Genomic DNA, 18,839 nt, shown 5'->3' on the forward strand with positions numbered 1-18,839 from the left:
GGTTCTGAGGGGGCTTTTATTTCATTTTTATGAATCGAGCGGAGGTATAGGTAGTGACAGAGAATAAAGAAAGATTTGTTCTGTACGAATACTTGTCATTTTTTTGGAAGAAAAAGTGGCTTTTTGTAATATTACCAATAGTTGCTCTTTTGATTGGTGCCCTATTAAGTATGTTGCAGAGTGCGAACTATACAGGGAAAGCGATTGTATATACTGGGGATGTAAGAGGAATTATTACTGATCCTGAGTACGCCCAAGATAAATACGGGAAGTTAGTAAGAAACAATTCTTTAGAGGTGAAGGTTGATCAACAAGATCAAGTTACTTTTATCGTCAAAGGGGACGATAAAAACCAAGTGAAGAAAGAATTGGAAGGAATATCTTCTGAGTACTACGAAGCCCTTAAACAAAAGGCTAAATTAGATATTGATGTTACTAAAGAAGGCATCAAGTTGAAAGAAGAACGTGTGACATTATTAAATCAGATCATGCCTGCTTTTGTGACACTATTGGAACAGGGAAAACTTGATGAAGAAGAACTCACTCGTTTCTTGGAATATGATTATAATTTAAAAGAAGTAACTGAAAGTATAAAGAGAATGAATGAAGACATTAAATTATATGAGCATCCTCAAGTAATTAAGGATGAAGTCAACGAAGATCCTAAACATCTTCGTACAAATATGCTTTTAGGATTCGTAGCAGGTATCTTCTTAACCATCATTACACTTATCGTTTGGAAATATATCGTCAATGCCAGGAGGTTTTACAAACATGATTAATTTCGCAATAGTGGGCATGGGGCACATTGCTAAAAAGCATATTGATGCCATTGAAAAAGCTGAAGGAGCTAAGCTTGTTGCGGTTTGTGACAACAACGCTGATCGACTTGAGGAATACCAAGGGACGTACGAAACTTATACAGATCTTGATGAGATGTTAAAAGTAAACCCTGAGATTCATGTCGTAAATATTTGTGTACCTTCAGGGCTTCATGCACGATTAACGAAAATCGTAGCTAGTCACAACAAGCATATTATCGTTGAAAAGCCGATGTCGTTAAAACTTGAAGATGCTGAAGAAATGATTCAAACAGCAAAAGAAAAAGGTGTTAAATTGGCTGTTGTTCATCCAAACCGCTTCAGACCAGCTGTTATGAAGCTGAAAGAGAAGATGGAAGCAGGCAGTTTCGGGAAATTGAGTCACGCAAACGCAACAGTTCGTTGGAACCGTGGTCAAGAGTATTATGATCAAGCCCCTTGGCGTGGAACGAAAGAATTCGACGGCGGCGTTTTAATGAACCAAGCAATTCACAACCTGGATCTTTTATTATGGTTCATGGGACCTGTTGAATCGGTACAAGCTATGGCAGCTACTCGCTTCCGTAAGATCGAAGCAGAAGACGTATCAGCTGCTGTTGTCACATTTAAGAGCGGAGCGATTGGTGTCATTGAAGCAGCAACAACGATCTATCCAAAGAACTTAGAAGAGTCGCTTGCTATTTTTGGTGAAACCGCTTCTGTGAAAATCAGTGGTTCCAATGCTTTATTCCTAGATACTTGGGATATTGAAGGTGAGCCTGAAGATGCGAAAGATCGTTTTAACGAAAGTATTAAAGATAATCCACTAGGTAAACCGGGCCATCAATGGATCGTTGAAGATATGGTAAAAGCGGTTCAAGAAGACCGTGAGCCAATCGTAAATGGTGAAGATGGACTTGCACCTGTTAAATTAATATTAGCCATGTTAGAATCAGCCGAAAAAGGCACAAAAGTTAACTTATAAAGGGGATTAATTAAAATGAGTATGGCAGAAAACTTATTAAATAAAATTGAAAATAAAGAAGCTGTAATTGGAGTAGTAGGACTAGGATATGTAGGACTTCCACTAGCAGTTGAAAAAGCAAAAGCTGGTTATAAAGTAATTGGTTTTGACGTACAACAAGCTCGTGTTGATCAAGTAAACTCTGGTATTAACTATATTGGTGACGTAGTAGATGCAGATCTTAACGAGATGATCGCAGCGGGACGTCTTGAAGCTACAACAGATTACGCTCGTATTCAAGATGTGGATGCTGTAGCAATCTGTGTACCGACTCCACTTGATACGTACATGCAGCCAGATACTTCATATGTAGAAAGCTCTGCAAATGAAATTGCTAAATTCGCACATGAAGGTATGCTCGTTGTGCTTGAATCTACAACTTACCCTGGAACAACAGAAGAAATCGTTAAGCCTGCACTTGAAAAAGCGGGTCTTGTAACAGGAGAAAACGTATTTATTGCTTACTCTCCAGAACGTGTAGATCCAGGTAACAAAGACTTCAACACGAAGAACACACCAAAAGTAGTGGGTGGGATCACACCAAACTGTACAAAAGTAGCAGCTTCTTTATACCGTGCTGTACTTGAAGGGGATGTACATGAAGTATCGACTCCTGCAGTAGCTGAAATGGAAAAAATCTTCGAAAACACGTTCCGTCACATCAACATTGCCCTTGCAAACGAGATGGCCATCCTTTGCCAACGTATGGGTATTGATGTTTGGGAAGTAATCGATGCAGCGAAAACAAAGCCTTATGGATTCATGGCGTTCTACCCAGGACCAGGTCTTGGCGGTCACTGTATTCCGATCGATCCGTTCTATTTAACATATAAAGCACGTGAATATAACTACCACACACGTTTGATCGAACTTGCGGGTGAAATCAACAACGCGATGCCTGAGTACGTAGTAGATCGTGCAATGCGTCTTCTTAACGAAGATGGAAAAGCGCTTCGTGGAAGCAAAGTGGTTGTACTTGGTGTGGCATACAAGAAAGACATCGACGATATGCGTGAATCTCCAGTATTACCGATCTTGACTCAAATGAAAGAAAACGGTGCAGATGTGACTGTAGTAGATCCGTTTGTTCCTTCATTCCGATTGAACGGTGAAACGGTTGAAACGTATAACTTAACACCAGAACTTTTACAAGATGCGGATCTTGTTCTATTAACGACAGATCACAGCAACTTTGATTATGAAATGATCGCTCAAAACAGTTCAGTATTGTTTGATACTCGTAATGCGATGAAGAACGTGGAAAACAAACCAGCTCGTTACGTTAAGCTTTAATCCAAACTTTAGGGGGATAACTTCATGAACTTTGTTGATTCTTCAGTACACATTGATTCTTCTGTACAAATTGGACATTTTTCAGTAATCGAAAAAGGTGCAAAAATCGGGAAGAACGTAATTGTTGGAAACCGAGTTACGATTCATGCAGACACAGAAATTGGTGACAACACAACAATTTCTGATGGAGCTGTATTAGGTAAGCCACCTAAACCTGCTAAAACAAGCACGGTAAAGCTTAGCGATAACATTCCTGCTTTAACGATCGGAGAAGATGTGACGGTTGGAGCGAACGCGGTTATCTATCGCGGAGCTGAGATCGGTGCTAATACCTTGATTGCTGATCTTGCGAGTGTTCGTGAAAACGTACAGATCGCTGATTATGTGATTGTTGGTCGTGGTGTTACGGTGGAAAACCATGTGAAGATTGGTACACGCACGAAGATTCAATCTAATTCATACATCACGGCTTATACAACACTAGAAGATCATGTATTTATCGCTCCATGTGTAACAACAACGAATGATAACTTTATGGGTCGTACAGAAGAGCGCTTCGATAAGATTAAAGGTGCAATCGTAAAGCGTGGCGCACGTGTTGGTGGAGCTTCAATCATCTTACCTGGTATCACAGTTGCAGAAGAAACGTTTGTAGCTGCAGGTGCCTTAGTTACGAAAGACACTGAGCCGAAAATGGTCATCAAAGGTGTACCAGCTAAAATAACCAAGGAAGTTCCAGATCGGGAGTTGTTGGAATTTGCTCGCACAAATTAAGCGTTTAGGAGGGGATTCCCTCCTTTACGCATTTATGAATCTAGGCACGAAATTTATTGCCTTTTTAATGTTTCCGATCTATACGTACTACCTCACTCCTTCCGAGTATGGGGTAATAGACTTAATTGACTCAACTACAGCCATGCTTACCTTTCTAATTATCTTTGGAACGGATTCAGCATTAGCTTTTTATTATTTTGATGTGAAAGATAAAGAAAAAAGATGGGCTTATATTCGTAATGTACTTACATTTCGATTAATGATTGCTCTATTTTTTGTATTGATTGTATTAGTCGGTGGATATAGCCTATCTGAGTTGCTACTAAAAGATACAGAAAATTATAGAGCGTTACTTTTTGCTGTAAGTGTATTATTGATTGATACGGTTCTTGTCCTTGTCTTGTCTGTATTTAGGTTTGAATACAAAACGTTAAAAGTAGTCGCTTACACCGTAGGAAAAATGTTTCTGATTGCTTTGATTTCATACGTTTTTTTACGATTCATTTGGACTTCCGTAGAAGGCATTATCCTAGGGAGATTAATTGCAGTATTTTTAGTTCTTTTACTAATGGGAAAGCAGTTGTTACCATTTTTACGGTTTAGAATAGATAAAGACATTTTAAAAGAAGTGTTGAAGTATGCAGCTCCACTCGTTCCAGCTTCTATTGCCTTTTGGGTTATCGTTAACTCTAATCGGTTTTTCTTACGTGAGTTTGGTTCGATGGAAGATGTGGGCATTTATGGGTCTGCAATGAAGTTTGCGACTTTAATAACACTCGTTACAACTGGAATTCAGATGGCATGGCGTCCATATTCAATGGAATTAAAGGATAAAAAAGGAAACGAGCAGTTGTTTGCTAAACTGTATTTAGGTATCTTACTTATAGGACTATTTGGAGTGATGGCAATCACTACGGTTATGCCTTGGGTGATACAAATACTTGATGACGCATATGCAGCATCGTATCAGTATGTTGGTCCTATTTCTGCCGTTACCTTTTTAAACTTTTATTACTTAATCATTTCAGTAGGCTTGTTTATTAAGAAAGAAACCAAGTACATTTCTTATTATTTCGGAATAGCGGCGGTAGTCAATGTAATTTTGAATTTACTTCTTATCCCTATGTTCTCCATTTGGGGTACGGTCGCTGCATATTTATTATCTTATATCATTGCCGTTGTTTTGGTATTTCGTAAGAGTCAAAAAGTATACTATATTCCAATTTCGTTTCTTAAAATATCTATATTATTCTTAATCACAATACTTTTAGTCGGTGCAATGGTTTGGATTCAAGAAAACGATTCTGTATCAAATTGGCATGTATTAACAGCTTGGTTGCTTTTCTTTGCTTCGGTTGGCGTATCACGGGTAGACAGGGATTTTAGAAAAAAGGGACATTTGGGGGATTCAATTGAATAATCAGATTGAAGTTAAACTTCAACATAAAAAGTGGAGAGTTGTATCGTTTGGAGATCAAAGTTTTTATTTTGCTGGTTATGCCTATTTAAACGGAGTTCTAATTAACGAAGAGTATTTTTTATCGCTGTTGAAAGAGGGAAGCATTGGGAAAAAATTTGCTGAAGAACTTTCAGGGGAATTTGCGTTTGTTTACATCAATAAAGACTATTCAGTCATTTCTGTAGATAGAAAACGTTCCATACCGCTCTTTTATTATCAGAATGGAACTGGATGGTGTGTAACAGATCATCTTCATACCGATCCTGTAAATCAGGGTATTGATGAGTTAGCCTTATACGAATATACCATTACGGGATATACCGCAAAAGATAGAACACTCTTTCAAGGTGTGAAGCAAATTCAAGCTGGAGAATATCTAATACTTGCAGATAACGGGATTGAAAAAAATTCTTACTACGAATTTTTCCATCACCCAGAAGAAATGTCTGAAAAAGAGGCTGTTTCACAGCTGCAGTCTGTTCTCTACAAGACATTCAGCAAACTTTATGAACGTGTAAAGAATCAGAACGTTATGATTCCATTAAGTGGTGGGTTTGATTCTCGCATTATCTCTCTTTTATTAAAAGAAAACGGTGCTGAAAATCTACAAGCCTTTACTTATGGAAGGGCAGGAAACCAAGAATCCTCAAAAAGTAAAAAAATTGCAGAGCGCTTAGGGTTAAAATGGACTTTTTATAAATACGAAAAAAACGACTGGAATAAGTGGTACAATTCCGAGGAATGGAAGCAATACGAGATATTTGCGTCTAATTATTCCTCACAAGCACATCTCCAAGATTGGCCTGCAGTCTCTAAGATCGTAAAAAATTCCGATGAACCTTATACGTTTATTCCTGGGCACTCTGGAGATTTCACTTTTGGCGGGCATATTCCTCCTGACTTAGTTGCTGACAAACAATATTCTATTGAAACCGTATTGCGTGAAATTAAACGAAAACATCACAAGCTTTGGATAACATCAGATAAAGAAGTAAATGACAGAATTGATCAAGAAATACTCGATACAATTAAAAAATTTCCATATCAAACAAATGACGGTGCAAGTTCTATGTATGAGTATTGGAATGCGAAAGAAAGGCAATCCAAGTTCATTATTCATGCAGTTAGAGCTTATGATTTTTATAATCAGAACTGGGAAATACCATTGTGGGATGATGATATTATGCACTTCATACTTAGAGTCCCTTTAGATTTAAGGTATAAAAAATATTTGTATGATTTAACATTGTACTCAATGTACCCTGACTACTTCCCAAAACCCGTTAAAGTCGATTTAACTATGGTACAAGGTACAAACAAACAAAGCCAACTATACAAAATGCTGAGAAAAGTGTATCGAAAAAAGAAGCTGCTTGAGCAATACCATAAGGATCCGATGGAATGGTATGGAATCACAGGTTCGTACAAAGATTATTTAAGCAAATTATCGTTTAAACTTAATGGGCATACTTTTAAAAACCCATACAATATTAATTCCTTTTTAGTACAGGAGTTTAACAAATCTAACATAAAGGGTTGATACTTTTGAAAATTATTACGGTCCTTGGTGCACGTCCTCAGTTTATTAAAGCAGCACCTGTATCACGTGAACTAAGAAAAAAACATACAGAACTTATCATACATACAGGTCAGCACTATGATGCGAACATGTCTGATATTTTCTTTGAAGAGCTTCACATTCCAAAGCCTGATTTTCATTTAGGTATTGGTTCAGGATCTCATGGTAAACAAACGGGTGAGATGCTTGCTGAGATTGAGAAAATCATCTTAGACGAAAAGCCCGATTATTTACTTGTATATGGTGATACGAACTCAACATTAGCAGGCGCACTTGCGGCAGCTAAACTTCATGTTCCCGTTATTCATATCGAAGCAGGATTAAGAAGCTTCAATAAGAAAATGCCAGAAGAGATTAACCGAATTATGACAGACCATGTTTCAGAATACTTGTTCTGCCCAACAGATACAGCGATCGAAAACCTTACGAATGAAAACATCACTCATAATGTGATTAATGTTGGTGATGTTATGTTCGACGCTGTTGAATATAACCGTCAGCTTGCTGAAGAGAAATCAACAGTATTAGCAGACCATGAACTTACTTCAAAGGATTTTTATTTAATCACGGTCCACCGTGCTGAAAATACAGACGATCCTGAAAAGATGAAGAACATTCTTGACGCCTTCGCGAAAACAGAAGGTACAAAAGTATGGCCGATCCATCCAAGAACAAAACACAAGCTAGAATCGATTGGATTCGACCTTGCTTCTGTTCCAGGTTTAAAAGTGATTGAGCCAGTTGGTTACCTGGACATGTTGACTTTGGAATACCATGCAAAGAAAATTCTTACTGATTCAGGTGGCGTTCAAAAAGAAGCTTACTTCATGGAAGTTCCATGTGTTACATTGCGTGAACAAACGGAGTGGGTTGAAACACTTGAAGGTGACGCAAACATCTTAGTAGGAACAGATGTAGGCAAAATTTTAGATGCGGTACAAAAAGATGTAAACCCTTCTTATAAGCCTGTATTTGGTGATGGAAAAGCTTCTGAGAAAATCGTAGATATTTTACAGTCCTAGATAAAACGGGAGGAAAATCATGCTGTTTGTACTTATTTGGATTGCTGTTTTAGCAGCTTCCATAATGCTTTTTAAATATGCTGCAGGAACATTATCAATACTAAAACCTAATATGCTCTCCATTTCATTCTACTACTCACTTTTGGTCTCGAGTTTCATTGGTTCGATCTTTATCGTTACAGATACAGATCACTATTACATGATTCATAAGATAAAAGATGAGGAAGTTCGAATAATAGGTTTTTTTATCATATGTGCAGTTATGTTTTTCCTCCCTTTAATTATGTCTATCGTATCAAGGCTCGCAGGCTTTAAAGCGGAAAAAGAGTTTGAAGATTACTTAAACGCTCCAGTCGTTCTTCCTTTTGAAGGGAGAAGAAATGAATTTGCTTTACTATTTTCAGCACTATCTTTTATCTGCTTATTAGCGGTAGCTTATACAATGATCAAGTTAGACAAGATTCCGCTTCTTGAGCTATTGAAAGGTTCTACTAATCTTGGTGAACTTCGCATTGAAGCTTCTAGAGGATTTAAAGGAAACGTGCTAGTGCGTAACATTTTTGCCATCGCATTAACGCCGGTTCTTTCGTTAGTCGCTTATGTTTATTATGTTAGAACAAGAGCGCCGCATTGGCATGTATTATTTCTTGCCTTGTTTGGAGCATCTATTCTAATCATGACGTATGACCTTGCAAAATCACCCGTATTTTTCTACTTTATCAGTTTTATCTTGCTGAAAATTTATGTGGGTACGTTAAGATTTAACTGGAAACGGGTATTTTTATATGGATTTTTAGGAAGTTCCTTATTAATTCTAATGTACATTTTCATTCAGGGTGCAAACAGTTTAGATGCCTTCTTAGGATATAATAAAGGACCAATTGGAAGACTTATATTTGCTCAAATTTCACCAACGTATATGCACCTCGATTATTTTGGTGATGTTGTTCCTTATCTGTACGGCCAGAGTTTTCCTGGTATTATCTCGGATCTTTATAATATGGATCAAGTAAGATCTGGAAGAATTGCGATGATGCACTTTTTCCCAGCTAGGATAGAAGACGGAACGGGTGGTGTGCTTAATACACTGTTCGTTGCAGAAGCTTTTGCGAACTATTCCTATTTAGGTGTATTTCTATCCATTTTATATATTGGTGTACTTATTCAAGTTTTGTACATTTGTTTCTTACGATTACCGAAAAATCCTGTTTTCTTGAGTTTATTCATCTACTTCACCATTAATATTCCTAGAACGTTAGTGGGAGGATTTGTAGATTTTATCGTTAATCCAATTTGGCTGATCGTTACGGCCGCACTACTAGGCAGTCTGTTTGTCGTTCGCTTAAGGCTAGAGGCAACAGCATTCATGAAACGAAAAGGAGAAATAGGAAGATGAAACGTGTTTTAGTCTATTATCCATTTGCTGTGTCAAAAAAGGCGGACAGTGGGTCAAAACTTCGTCCAGTTGAAATGTTAAAAGCTTTTCATCAGTGGGGAAAGCAAGAGCAAGTTGAAATTATTGAAATTCATGGTCATTCAACTGAAAGAGAAAAACAATTCGAACAGTTAAAACAAAACGGAGATTTAGATAATCTTATGTTTTGTTATATGGAAAATCAAACGATTCCCATTTGGTTAACTGATCCTGGCCATATTCCTAAAAAGCCTTTCATCGATCGAAAGGTATTGAATTATTTAAACGAAAAAAATGTACCAGTAGGTATTTTCTATAGAGATGTGTATTGGAAATTTGATGATCTGTATCCACTAAAAGGTGTTAAAAAGAAAGTGATGCAGTTCATCTATCGAAGAGAAGAAGCTTTTTATCAAGAATATATGGACGCAATCTTCTTGCCGAGTGCTGAGATGGGCAAACATGTACATATAAACGTACCAAAAGTTCCGTTGCCTCCTGGAGGAAAAGCGACTGAGCTACATGTTAAAAAAATCTCAGGTATAAATGGGCTTTATGTTGGTGGAATCAACAATCCTGATTATGGACTGCCTTTATTACTTGATGCTCTAGAGAAAATCAATCAGGATGCTATAAACTGTAAGCTTACAGTTGTTTGCCGTCAGAATGAGTATGAAGCACTTTCTACAACGGAAAAGAAGAGACTTTCAGATTTAGATGTGGAACTTCAACATATCAGTGGTCAAGAACTTACGGATTTATATCAAAAGATGGATTTTGCATTTATTCCTCGTTACCGTAGTGAATATAATGATTTTTCTGTACCTGTTAAGCTTGTAGAATATTTATCGCATCACTTACCAGTAATTGCTACAGACTGTTCCGCACAGAAAAGCTTTATTGAGAGCGGAAACTATGGGGTGGTCTGTCAGGATAATCCGGACAGCATGGCAGATGCGATTCAGCAGATGCTTTCTCAATCTTTAAGTCTTCGAAAGAATATTGAAGACACATTTATGGAAAAACACTCATGGCTAAGCCGTGTTAAAACCGTTCATAGAACACTTATGAAGGAGGAACTATGAAGATATTATTATTTGCTCCAGGAAAATCGATTCACACTCATAAGTGGGCAACCTTTTTCAAAAATAAAGGACATGAAGTTCGTGTTGTAACTTTTTCAGATCATTATTCTGAAGAGAATGCCGAAGAAATCGAAACGTATTCTCTTAAGAAACGCTTGCCAGGAAAGTTGTCTTATTTTAGTTCAGTAGGACAATTAAAGAAAATTCTAAGTGATTTCCAGCCTGATATCTTTCATGCTCATTATGTTTCGAGTTATGGGTTTGTAGGTGCACTTGTTAACTTCCATCCTTACTACATCTCTGTATGGGGACGCGATGTGTATCAGTTCCCACAACAAGGAAAAATTAACAAGCAGATGGTCGAATACGGCCTTCGTAAAGCAGATGTTATTTGCTCTACAAGTCATGTAATGGCAAAAGAAACAGGGAAATATACGAATAAACCGATACCAGTTACTCCATTTGGGGTGGACTTAACGAAATTCAAGCCTGCTTTTGAATTAAGAGAAAATCAAGATGAACTTACGATTGGAACAGTAAAAGCATTGTCTGATAAATACGGGATAGGCGATCTTATTAAAGCCTTCCACCGCATCCAATCTAAACATCCAAACACAAAACTTATGATCGTTGGGGATGGACCTCAGCGTGAAGAGTACGAAGAATTATGCCGCACGTTAGGTATTGCTCAGAAAGTAACGTTTACTGGAAAGGTTCCAAATCCTGAGGTGCCTAACTATATAAACAAGATGAGTATCTTTGCCGTACCTTCCACAGAAGATAGTGAGAGCTTTGGTGTTGCAGCGGTTGAAGCTCAAGCATGTGGTGTGCCAGTTGTTGTATCTAACGTCGGTGGGCTACCTGAAGTTGTTAAAAACGGTGTAACAGGCTACGTAGTGCCAAAAGAAAATCCTGTTGAGTTAGCGAACGCTTTATGCAAGCTATTAGAAAATGAACAACTTCGCAAAGACATGGGACAAAAAGGAATCGCTCATGTAGAAGGTCAGTACAACTGGCTTGATAATGCTCAGAGTATGCTAGATCTATACGAACAAACCTTGTCTAAAGGGAGTGTAAGATAAATGATTAAAAAAGCAGTTATCCCAGCAGCTGGATTGGGAACACGTTTTCTTCCAGCTACAAAAGCACAACCGAAAGAGATGCTACCGATCGTAGACAAACCTACGATTCAATATATTATTGAAGAAGCAGTTAAGTCAGGTGTTGAAGATATCATCATCGTTACTGGAAGAAACAAAAGAGCGATTGAAGACCACTTTGATAAGTCTGTAGAACTAGAATTATTGTTAGAGCAAACAGGCAAAAAAGAACTGCTTAACATCGTTGAAGAGATTTCAAACATGGTTGATATCCATTACGTTCGTCAAAAAGAACCACTTGGACTTGGACATGCTGTTCTTTGTGCCAAAAAGTTTATTGGCAATGAGCCGTTCGCTGTTCTCTTAGGTGACGATATCATTGACAGTGAAGTTCCTGGACTAAAACAGATGGTTGACCAATATAACAACGTACAGTCAAGTGTTTTAGGTGTTAAAGAGGTCCCAACATCTGAGGTTAATAAGTATGGAATCGTTGATTTTAGCGAGACAGAAGGCAACTTATCTAAAGTGAAAAGCTTGGTAGAAAAGCCAGCTATTGAAGATGCACCATCTAACCAAGCCATCATCGGGCGTTATATCTTAACTCCTGAGATTTTCAATATTTTAGAAAACGTGAAACCAGACGCTAAAGGTGAGATTCAACTTACAGATGCGATCGATCAACTGTTAGAAAAAGAGTCTGTATATTCCTATATTCTTGAAGGGCAGCGATATGATGTTGGAGACAAGTTTGGATTCCTGCAAGCATCTATTGATTTTGCTTTAAAGAGAGATGATTTAAAAGAAAAGCTTTCTATGTATTTAAAACAAAAGATGTCTTTTTAAGAGGTAAGTTATGAGAATTATTTTTTTGAGTCAACAATTTCCACCCGAAGTTGGTGCGCCTCAGATTCGTTTATACGAAGTGAGCAGAGAGTTGATCGCGAGAGGTCATGATGTTGAAGTATTGACCGCTTTCCCTCACCATCCAATGGGTGTTATACCTGAAGAATATCAAGGAAAGTTTTATCAATATGAAATATATGATGGCATTCCCGTGCACCGGTCATGGATTTATCCGAGTCCTAAAGGCAGCTTTTGGCGCCGTTTAACTTCATACTTTTCATTTACATTCAGTGCTTTTTACTCTGTGTTAAAAGCAAAACCTGCAGATGTTATCGTTTGTACGTCTCCGCCGTTATTTGTCGGAATCACTGGTTATATTGCGAGTAAATTAAAGCGAGCAAAATTTGTTTTTAACGTTGCGGATATATGGCCTGAATCTGCTGTAAAGCTAGGCATTTTAACGAACAAATCGTTCATCAAGCTTGCAACTGTTCTGGAACAATTTTTGTATAAAAAAGCTTGGAAGATTGCTACGGCAACGGAAGGTATCGCAGATTACATGGTGGAGCATGGGAAGAAAAGAGACCGCGTTTTCTTGCTTCCTAATGGTGTTAATACCGATACATTTGCTCCGATGCCAAAAGATCAAGAACTGTTGAAAGAGTGGAACCTTGAAGGCAAAAAGGTATTTGCTTATACAGGAACGATGGGGTATGCGCAAGGATTAGATTCTATCCTTAAAGTAGCAAACAATCTTAAAGATTCACATCCTCATATTCATTTCTTGTTTGTAGGAGATGGGCAAGAAAAAGAGATGCTTCTACAAATGAAGAGTGATTTGAAGCTTGATAATGTTAGCTTTCAAAAGTCAGTGCCTGTTAGCATGATGCCAAAAATCTTTTCAGTTTCTGACTTCAGCTTAGTTCCATTAAAGAATCTAGATCTATTTAAAGGTGCACGACCTTCTAAAATTTTTCCTGCACTTTCTACGGGTACACCTGTATTGTATTGTGGGGAAGGGGAAGCTGCTCAATTGATCGAATCTAATCGATGTGGAGCAGTTGCGCGACCTGAAGATGTGGAGCATATCACGCAGCAGGTGATTGAGCTTGCTAATAAATCGGAAGCGGAGTACGATGATCTTTCTGAAAGTGGTCGTGATTTCGTAATTCGTGAGTTTTCTTGGAAGAAGATTGTGGATGATTTGTTGATTGAAATACAGGAATAGACAAGAAAAAGCGCCATTTGGGCGCTTTTTTGTTTGGGCTATTGGTTAAGCTTTGTTGCTTTTGAAGGGGTTGATTTCCGCTCCAGGATGCTCGCTTTCCGCGGGGCAGGCGGTGAGCCACATTCGTACGTTTCACTCTTAAGTGTCTCACCTGCCCGCCTGTCCCGCAGGAGTCTCGCACCTTGCGCTCCAATCAACTAGTCAATGATGATGAAAAGATCTAATTCATAATCCTTTTTCAAAGTGGTTAGAAGTAGTTGATCTCCGCTCCGGGTTGCTCGCTAAGAGAGTATTCTTGTTCCTGCGTTTAAAAAGTCATGCTACCGCAGTATACTTCCTCGTCACATGCCTTCAAGAAGCTTCTCATGTGGTAAGCACGCACTTTTCGCCAATCAACGGTCAATGATGGTGAAAAGAGTTAACACAATCTTTATTAAAGGCTGTTGGAAGCAGGTGATTTCCGTTCTAGAATGCATTTCAATCAACCTTTATTTTGTAGAAATCGTAGTTCCTTTAAAGTAATGGGTAACGATTTTTTCTGCTGTCCAGCCTTTTTCTGCATATGCTTTTGCTCCGTATTGACTCATGCCGATACGGTGACCCCAGCCTTTACCGTTTGCTACGATGCTTGCAGGGTCAGTGGATTGTGAGACAACTCCTGATGCTGTTTGAACGGATACTGTTGAACCAAACACGTTTGAAGTGCCATTAGCAAGTTGTACACCTTGTCCTAAAACACTAAATTGAGACTGTTGCCCAGTGGTTGTTTGTACACTGTATGATTTGCTTGCAGTAAGGTCGAACCAGTTCGATCGCAATAAGCTTGTACCAGACTTGAAGTAAGTACGCATATTGAGTTCGTTTCCTGAAAAAGATTTAGTACCAGCAGAAGTTACAAGAGTTGCTCCTCGCACTTCACCATTTTGGCCTGGTTTTGCAAGTTGGATATCATAAAGAACTACATTCGAACCGAACCCAAAGTTAGTGAGTAGTGTTCTTGACGAGAAAGATTGAGACCATGAATTATGCGACGATTTCTCATCAGGACTTTCCACACTTACGAGGTATGGGAAGCTTGATTGAGATGAATTCCATACATCTGATACATTTGCTGTTCTTCCTCCACTTGTTGAAAAGAAGAACGTTTGTATAGGTTTTCCGTTATACATCACATATTCGCCAGCCGTCTCATTTACTGCTGTTGTCGCACGGCTATCTTCTGAATCGTAGCCACGATACACTTGGCTAGATGTGGTTGCTTGCATCACACCAGTGTTTGCTGCATAGCTACGAGCGGTTATCGCTTGTGCTTTTAACGCTTCTTTATGCCAGCTTGCAGGCATCTCATTTGGAACGACACCTTTTAAATAACTTTCAATGTCCAAATTGTTAATGGCTTTCACATTAGAAGAGTTAGGTAAGATATCGAAGCTCCCACGGTAATTTTTACTGTTTACCGTTATCAAAGAAAGTGATGGAGCAGCTAGAGGTAAAAAGGTTGTAGAACGAGAAGCCCAACCTGTGATACCTGCTGCGGTTTTAACATTTAACCATACTTCACCAGCTGCATTTGTAATCTGACCTATGTATTCTACAGCCTCACCTGATTTACCAGTCGCTTTTACACTGTAATTGCTCGAAGCTCCTGAACGTATCGGTGTATCGTTAGAAAAAGTAGAGATCTTTACGCCGCCTTGAAGCTCCGTTAGGCTGAATCCAGCTGCTGAACTTTCTTTAATGCCGTTCGCTGAGATGGAAACACCACCAGAACTCTTAGATACAGCAACGTTCATATTTGGTTGAAGAAACTTTTCAGCACCTGTTGAAAGGTTTTTAAGTTTATAAAAACCTTTAACATATACACTGTAGCTTGCGGTGTTTTGAATTTGAACCTTTACGGGTGTTTTGTAAGCAACAGGTGTAGCGGCTTGAGCACCAAGCGGTGTAACGAGAAGCACGCCTGCTGTAAAAAGGGTAGCGATTCTTTTTTTCATGGTGATTATTTCACCTCACCATAAGTAGAGATCATCCAGCCTTTAACACCACTAGAAGTTTGAACGTTGTACCAAGTTTCACCAGAATCGTTTGTAAAGCTAGAAAGGTATTTTAATGTTGTTCCTGAAGATACAGTCGCTACAACATCATAGCTATTTGTTGCACCTTTACGAATGTTTACTTTAGCAGTTGTAACAACTTTAGTAGGAGCAGATACTTGAGTAGTAGACACATCTCCAGTATAGATCCAGCCTTTTACAGTAGATGATACTGTTACGCGATACCACAACCCGTTAGAAGATTCAAACTTATCAATAACTGATAGAGTTGATCCATATGGCTTTTCTGCAAGTACTTTATATTCTGTCGTTGCACCTGAACGTATTTTTGCAACCGAACTTGATACATAGACTTTGTCAGGTAATGTTGCAGGTGGCGGTGTACTGCCGTTCGCAATCGCTTCACGAAGTTGGTTGATCTCTGTTTGCTGCTGTGCTACTTTGGTTTCAAGTGAAGTGACCTTTGTTTTCATTGGATTCAATTGAGCATTTACCCACTCCACACTCGCCAATAAAACGTTTCCTTCTGCACTCGTTGTCCCTGCAACAGCTCCAAACGTTAAAGCCGTTCCTAGTACGCCAGCTACCCATCTTTTCTTGATATTCATAAAAAATAAATCCCCCTATATAATAATTGTTTATTGGAAAAAGTTTTGTAGACCTTTTCTAATTCCTAAAGCAGCGCTTCTCCTAAATGTATCGGACGCTAACAGCTTTTCTTCATTCGGATTTGAAATATAAGCTAATTCTACTAGTGCACTCGGAAGCTCGTTCATGCGATTCACATAAAAATTCTGCTCTGTATACCCACGGTTATAAGTCCCAACTTGTTGTGTCAGAGAAGCTTGTACGTCTTTTGCCATAAGCTTACTTTGTGGACCGTTAAAGGAAACAGAAGAGTTATAGAATGTTTGAGTACCTCTAGATGTTTCATTGAATGCATTTGAGTGAATACTAATAAAGGCATCATAATCAGAAGCGTTGGAAATATTAGTGCGTTCACTTAGCTCTAAAAAGATGTCAGTTGATCGCGTCAGTAATACAGTCGCGCCATTTGCTTCTAGTTCTTGTTTTAAATATTTTGCAACAGCTAAATTCACATCTTTTTCTCTCGTTTTATTGGGACCTATGGCACCAGGATCATAATCTCCATGACCAGCGTCAACAATGATTTTTTTACCAGCTAATCCTTTTTTCATTATTTTTATATTTAAGCTATTTTCATAGTTTCGTAGAGTAAAGGTATAACTAGAGTCCAAAGTAATAAGCAAAGATTTAGTTCCATCACTGTTAGTTACTGAGGTCGTACTCGTGATACCCGCAACAGAAGAAGGGAGTTCGATGTTGGTCAAACCACCAACAATCTTAATCTGATTCGAGCTAGGTAATGAATAGTCCAAGGTGATAGGTGCAGCCTTCTCCCAGCTCACGTTGTGAGTAGTGCTATTTACCATGCTTACTGCAGGGTTAAGAAGTGCCTTTGGTGAAACATTTGAAACCTCGTTCTTTAGAATCCAGCCACGGGTTCCATTTGGCATCTCAACGTTATACCAATCATTGAATGACCATAGTTTAAGCAAGGGAGTTCCCGCACTTAGCTGAATGGAGATCGGATAACTTGTAGATGCTCCTTTTCTTAGACCTGTTTTAGAAGCGTTATATACAGTAGAAGCACCTGTAGCAGTCGAATACACTTCCCAGGAAGGTGTCCACCCCGTAATTCCAGAACTAGTTTTTATGCTCACCCATTTTTGGTCATAAGCATTAATGAATTCTTGTTGTATGGTTACTTTTTCTCCATACGCTAATTTTGTGCGTACATCATATTGAAAGGATGCACCTCGGTGTAGATTGGCTCCTCGAGTTCCCACATATTTCACTTCGTTCATTGGTATGGGTTGAGTCGATGTCATATCAGAACGCACCCAGCCAAATTGATTCGCCGCAAATTCCACACGGTACCACACTTCACCTGCACTATTCGTAAATGTGTCTAAGCTCTGCAACAGTGTGCCTTTTGATAGCGAAGTTAGGCTTTTATAGGAGGTACTAGCGCCACTTCGAATCGTTGCTCCATCAATTGAGATATAAATGTTGTTAAGTTCTTTAGGTGTGTCAATCAAATATTGAGATTTTACCCAACCGTATGTAGAACTATTGATTTGTACGCGATTCCACTGTTCATTAAGGCTGTTTGTAAATTCATCTACGACTTTTACTTGCTCATTTAATGTGAGTGTTGCAATCGATACATAGCTAGTTGAAGCGCCTTTATGAACAGTCGTATTCGCCGTATTGATGTACATGGATTTTTCAATATTTTGCTGTGCTGTGACGGAAACATGATCAGAAAGAATCCAGCCTTGAGTTCCATTCACATCCACTTTGTACCACTTTTCATTTGAGGCATTTACAAACTGATCAAGTATCACAGTAGGAGAATTTAATGCTAGCAACTTTACAACAGCATATTGAGAAGTAGCGCCTTTTCTAAGAGGTATATCTGCTTTGTTCGCATATAGTGTTTTGCCTATGTATGTATCTGTTTTTGATTCACTCACCAGACGTTCTTGAACCCAACCTGTTACATTTGAGGGGGTAGTAACCCTTAGCCAAGCTTCACCAGTACTGTTCACGTATCGATCGAATGCGTGGAGTTTTTCGTTAATGGATATTGTGCTGATAGAAGGGTAGGCAATGGTTGCTCCTTTTCTGATCGCTATATTATTTGTTTTTGCATAGACGTCTTTAGCTGTATATTCTTGTTGATCAGCATTGGATTGCGTTTCTAGAAATGAAGCGAGTACCCAGCCTTCAATGGAACCAAATTTTATACGATACCAAAGTTCACCTTGACTGTTTGTAAATTCGTCTGTTTTCGTTACTACCGACCCTTTTAACAACTGTCCAACCGCTTCGTAGGAAGTAGTAGCACCTTTTCTTATATTGACATAGTCACCTTTACTGACCATTTCGTTTGTCTCTGCTGATACAGAAGTAACAGAAGAAACAAGCACTGTGCTAAAAATTAGTCCGGAAGATATAATTTTTTTCAATTGTCAATCGCTCCTTCGAAAACTATTTTACAACAATTATTGTAAATATTGTTAAAAATATTATAAAAAATGACAAAATAATATATTTTTTTACAATAATGGTAA

The 18,839-nt window shown here is 38.5% G+C and carries 15 protein-coding genes; 12 read left to right on the forward strand and 3 right to left on the reverse strand.

Annotated features, from left to right (window positions below; translation table 11 throughout):
• Window positions 1-53 precede the first annotated feature (53 nt).
• Genes HU823_RS08395 through HU823_RS08450 form a run of 12 tightly spaced genes read left to right on the forward strand, consistent with a single transcriptional unit; the run spans window position 54 to window position 13,624 of the window.
• On the forward strand, window positions 54-782 hold the full coding sequence (locus tag HU823_RS08395; protein ID WP_197221798.1) for a Wzz/FepE/Etk N-terminal domain-containing protein: 729 nt from the start codon (window positions 54-56) through the stop codon (window positions 780-782).
• Window positions 775-1,785 carry a Gfo/Idh/MocA family protein gene (locus tag HU823_RS08400; protein ID WP_197221799.1) on the forward strand — a complete coding sequence of 337 codons (1,011 nt, stop codon included), beginning with the start codon at window positions 775-777 and terminating at the stop codon, window positions 1,783-1,785. The genes HU823_RS08395 and HU823_RS08400 overlap by 8 nt, the downstream gene beginning before the upstream one ends.
• 15 nt (window positions 1,786-1,800) lie before the next feature.
• Complete coding sequence (locus HU823_RS08405) at window positions 1,801-3,117, forward strand: nucleotide sugar dehydrogenase (RefSeq protein ID WP_197221800.1); 1,317 nt, start codon at window positions 1,801-1,803, stop codon at window positions 3,115-3,117.
• Window positions 3,118-3,141: 24 nt separating this feature from the next.
• Window positions 3,142-3,891, forward strand: coding sequence for an acyltransferase (locus tag HU823_RS08410; protein WP_197221801.1), 750 nt, complete (start codon window positions 3,142-3,144; stop codon window positions 3,889-3,891).
• Window positions 3,875-5,311 (forward strand): lipopolysaccharide biosynthesis protein, encoded by a 1,437-nt coding sequence (locus HU823_RS08415; protein WP_197221802.1) that lies wholly within the window; start codon window positions 3,875-3,877, stop codon window positions 5,309-5,311. Before HU823_RS08410 ends, HU823_RS08415 begins: the two co-directional genes overlap by 17 nt.
• A complete protein-coding gene (locus HU823_RS08420; RefSeq protein ID WP_197221803.1) occupies window positions 5,304-6,890 on the forward strand; it encodes an asparagine synthase family protein in 1,587 nt (528 codons plus the stop codon). Before HU823_RS08415 ends, HU823_RS08420 begins: the two co-directional genes overlap by 8 nt.
• 5 nt (window positions 6,891-6,895) lie before the next feature.
• Window positions 6,896-7,951, forward strand: a complete 1,056-nt coding sequence (wecB, locus tag HU823_RS08425) for a non-hydrolyzing UDP-N-acetylglucosamine 2-epimerase (RefSeq protein ID WP_231607337.1) — start codon at window positions 6,896-6,898, stop codon at window positions 7,949-7,951.
• 19 nt (window positions 7,952-7,970) lie between these two features.
• Window positions 7,971-9,347 (forward strand): oligosaccharide repeat unit polymerase, encoded by a 1,377-nt coding sequence (locus tag HU823_RS08430; RefSeq protein WP_197221804.1) that lies wholly within the window; start codon window positions 7,971-7,973, stop codon window positions 9,345-9,347.
• A complete protein-coding gene (locus HU823_RS08435; protein WP_197221805.1) occupies window positions 9,344-10,450 on the forward strand; it encodes a glycosyltransferase in 1,107 nt (368 codons plus the stop codon). Before HU823_RS08430 ends, HU823_RS08435 begins: the two co-directional genes overlap by 4 nt.
• Window positions 10,447-11,532: a glycosyltransferase gene (locus HU823_RS08440; protein ID WP_197221806.1), complete on the forward strand. Its 1,086-nt coding sequence runs from the start codon at window positions 10,447-10,449 to the stop codon at window positions 11,530-11,532. Before HU823_RS08435 ends, HU823_RS08440 begins: the two co-directional genes overlap by 4 nt.
• Window positions 11,533-12,396: a UTP--glucose-1-phosphate uridylyltransferase GalU gene (gene galU / locus HU823_RS08445; protein WP_197221807.1), complete on the forward strand. Its 864-nt coding sequence runs from the start codon at window positions 11,533-11,535 to the stop codon at window positions 12,394-12,396.
• Window positions 12,397-12,406: 10 nt separating this feature from the next.
• Complete coding sequence (locus HU823_RS08450; RefSeq protein WP_197221808.1) at window positions 12,407-13,624, forward strand: glycosyltransferase family 4 protein; 1,218 nt, start codon at window positions 12,407-12,409, stop codon at window positions 13,622-13,624.
• A gap of 488 nt (window positions 13,625-14,112) precedes the next feature.
• Here the strand turns inward: HU823_RS08450 and HU823_RS08455 are convergent, their stop codons facing one another.
• From HU823_RS08455 to HU823_RS08465, 3 genes are read right to left on the reverse strand one after another with little or no spacing between them, the layout of a single operon-like run.
• A complete protein-coding gene (locus HU823_RS08455) occupies window positions 14,113-15,618 on the reverse strand; it encodes a SpoIID/LytB domain-containing protein (protein ID WP_197221809.1) in 1,506 nt (501 codons plus the stop codon).
• Between the two features lie 5 nt (window positions 15,619-15,623).
• Window positions 15,624-16,286, reverse strand: a complete 663-nt coding sequence (locus HU823_RS08460; protein ID WP_197221810.1) for an SH3 domain-containing protein — start codon at window positions 16,284-16,286, stop codon at window positions 15,624-15,626.
• A 30-nt stretch (window positions 16,287-16,316) separates the two neighbouring features.
• The gene (locus HU823_RS08465; protein WP_197221811.1) at window positions 16,317-18,734 is read right to left on the reverse strand and encodes an SH3 domain-containing protein; all 2,418 of its coding nucleotides are present in this window, start codon (window positions 18,732-18,734) and stop codon (window positions 16,317-16,319) included.
• Between the last annotated feature and the right edge of the window lie 105 nt (window positions 18,735-18,839).

This window comes from Fictibacillus sp. 18YEL24 (assembly GCF_015903855.1).
GTDB classification, from domain to species: Bacteria; Bacillota; Bacilli; order Bacillales; family Fictibacillaceae; genus Fictibacillus; species Fictibacillus phosphorivorans_C.

What these genes read in the sequence shown, in the direction of transcription:
- HU823_RS08400 (WP_197221799.1), top strand. Translation starts at nt 775, where the DNA reads ATGATTAATTTCGCAATAGTGGGCATGGGGCACATTGCTAAAAAGCAT.
- HU823_RS08405 (WP_197221800.1), top strand. Translation starts at nt 1,801, where the DNA reads ATGAGTATGGCAGAAAACTTATTAAATAAAATTGAAAATAAAGAAGCT.
- galU (WP_197221807.1), top strand. Translation starts at nt 11,533, where the DNA reads ATGATTAAAAAAGCAGTTATCCCAGCAGCTGGATTGGGAACACGTTTT.
- HU823_RS08460 (WP_197221810.1), bottom strand. Translation starts at nt 16,286, where the DNA reads ATGAATATCAAGAAAAGATGGGTAGCTGGCGTACTAGGAACGGCTTTA.
- HU823_RS08410 (WP_197221801.1), top strand. Translation starts at nt 3,142, where the DNA reads ATGAACTTTGTTGATTCTTCAGTACACATTGATTCTTCTGTACAAATT.
- HU823_RS08450 (WP_197221808.1), top strand. Translation starts at nt 12,407, where the DNA reads ATGAGAATTATTTTTTTGAGTCAACAATTTCCACCCGAAGTTGGTGCG.
- HU823_RS08440 (WP_197221806.1), top strand. Translation starts at nt 10,447, where the DNA reads ATGAAGATATTATTATTTGCTCCAGGAAAATCGATTCACACTCATAAG.
- HU823_RS08435 (WP_197221805.1), top strand. Translation starts at nt 9,344, where the DNA reads ATGAAACGTGTTTTAGTCTATTATCCATTTGCTGTGTCAAAAAAGGCG.
- HU823_RS08430 (WP_197221804.1), top strand. Translation starts at nt 7,971, where the DNA reads ATGCTGTTTGTACTTATTTGGATTGCTGTTTTAGCAGCTTCCATAATG.
- HU823_RS08455 (WP_197221809.1), bottom strand. Translation starts at nt 15,618, where the DNA reads ATGAAAAAAAGAATCGCTACCCTTTTTACAGCAGGCGTGCTTCTCGTT.